Origin of the sequence: Arsukibacterium sp. (genome assembly GCF_036735525.1) — a bacterium.
Taxonomy (GTDB): Bacteria; Pseudomonadota; Gammaproteobacteria; order Enterobacterales; family Alteromonadaceae; genus Alishewanella.
The window spans coordinates 4,491-6,591 of record NZ_DAINOE010000098.1 but is presented as its reverse complement, the minus strand read 5'-3'; the positions used below and the strand labels follow the sequence as shown (position 1 = coordinate 6,591).

The window sequence follows — 2,101 nt, the reverse complement described above, 5'->3', positions numbered from 1 at the left end:
AGCATCATCGGTGATAATCACTACTGTTCTGCGGGTGGCATCTGCGCGCCATTGCGTTTTCATCGCCTCACTAAAACCGGGGTAAACTGCCTCGCCATCAGTGTTATTACTGCCTCTGCCACGGCCCACGTCAACTTTCACGTTTTGCAGCTGCGCCTGTAAAATATCAACATTGCGGGTTAATGTGAGTGGAAAGTGCGTAACAGGTATATCAAAGCCGTCATCACCAAACACCACAAGGCGCAAAGCAGCAGAATCTGACAGTCGATCCAATAATGCGGCAATATCACGGATCTCAGCTTTTAAGCTATTTATCTCTGCACTCATACTGCCGGAGATGTCTAACACCACCACCAGATCAAGTTTATCCATTTTCTGAAAGCCCGGGGGAGTGGGTGGCGGGCAGACCTGGCAAGGAACAGGTTTGGGGCAAATCACCGGTTCAGGACATTGCAACGGTGCTTCCGTAGGAATTTTCGAAATATTGCCAAAAAAAGGCAACGCAATAACGGCCAGTAAAATAAAGGCCCCCATGGCAGAGGCAAATAAATCCAAAGCCGACATACTAAAAATATTAATATCTCTGTTGCGTATTTTCATATGTCGGCCCCTTTTATACTGGCGAGATAACAGCGCAAATTAAAGGTAGCTAACCTGAAACACTATGGTACTGAGACGCAGTACCGATCCCGACACAAGCTCTACCGGCTCGCCCGCAAGCAGCGGACTATGGTTCAGCCAACTGCCATTCTGGCTTTGCAGATCTTCCACCAGCAAAGTACCATTTCGCAGCAATAGCCGCAGATGGCGGCGGGAAATTTCAGACTCAGCAATAGGATAATCTACCTGACTGGTTTCACGGCCAATAATTTGTTCAGTGCTCTGAGCCAGCGCTTTACCGTTAATTTTAATGCGTATTTTACGACCATCATGGGTTGTGCCATCCAGTAACACATCATTAAAACTCAATTGCATTTGCGCCACTTTGCCTACCAACTGCTCATTGTCCTTAGCCAGGCCAGAGGCATGCTGCTTCTGTTGCTGTAATTCGGCCTCTTTAGCTTGTATTGCCTGTTTACGCTTGCGCATGACCAGCATAAATACCAGCAACAGCAGCACAATCACAGCGGCACCGCCTAATAAAAGATAGTGTTTTTGTTGCTCAGCTGCTTTGTTTTTCTCTGCTACCTCATCGGCCTTTTGCTCTGCTTGCTGACGAAGTGTTTCTGCTTCAGCTCGTTCCAGTTCCGCTTTTTCAATAGCCTCCTCTATTTGCTTTAGCTTTTCAGCATGCTCTTGCGCAATTTTATCGGCGTTGTCTTTGGCTTCCTGCAACAGTTTATCTGCTGCGGCCCGGGCGATGTCAGCTTGCTTTTGCGCCTCAGCTAAGGTGTTTTGAGCTGCTGCATCAGCGGCTTCCTGAGCCGCTTTTGCAGTTGCAGCATCTTGTGCCGCTTTTTCGGCGTTAGCCGTAGCTTGCTCAACATCAGACAAACAGCGCTCAGGGGCTAGCGTGAAATTAATTTTTTGCTCGGTTAATACCGCCTTTAATGCCGCTGATGACGTGCCATAAGCGATCACTTCCGGCAGCTGCATCCGGTTAAATAAACTGCTTTCAAAAACACTTAAGCCTAATAATTGCTGACAGTTATTGAGCAACGGTGCCGCCCACTGCTGGTTGTTATACAAGGCGGTATGCACATAAATATTGCCTGGCGCTAAATCTTTTACCGGCTCAAAACGCTGCACCAATGTCGGTAGGCTAGCCGCATCAGTTAACAGCAGTAGCTGTCCACCAACAGTCTGGTCCTGAGCAGCCAGGGTTACTGCCTTACCTGAAACATTACTGGCAGATAAAACAGCTATACGTCTGGCATTGTCGGCAAAAACCACGGTGGCGACAATCTTTGCCGCCGGCGTTACGCTATTATCTATAATAAACAAGCTGTTAGCGCTTTTTACCAGTTCTGCGTCAGTAATAAACTGATGCTCATTAATTTTCGTCACCAGTGCCGATACACTGCGGTTATTGGCACGTTCAATCTGCAAAGGATAAACATAATCTGCGCGGGCTTGCGGCAAATACAACGCTGAAATAACC

At 47.7% G+C, this 2,101-nt stretch carries 2 protein-coding genes; both read right to left on the bottom strand.

Translation table 11 applies throughout. The features are described 5' to 3' along the window. Positions 1-600 (bottom strand): vWA domain-containing protein (locus V7D78_RS14730; RefSeq protein ID WP_333609217.1); only part of this gene is annotated, 600 nt, incomplete at its 3' end. 39 nt (positions 601-639) lie between these two features. After that, positions 640-2,101: FHA domain-containing protein (locus V7D78_RS14725; protein ID WP_333609216.1), on the bottom strand; the 1,462-nt coding region annotated here is incomplete at its 5' end.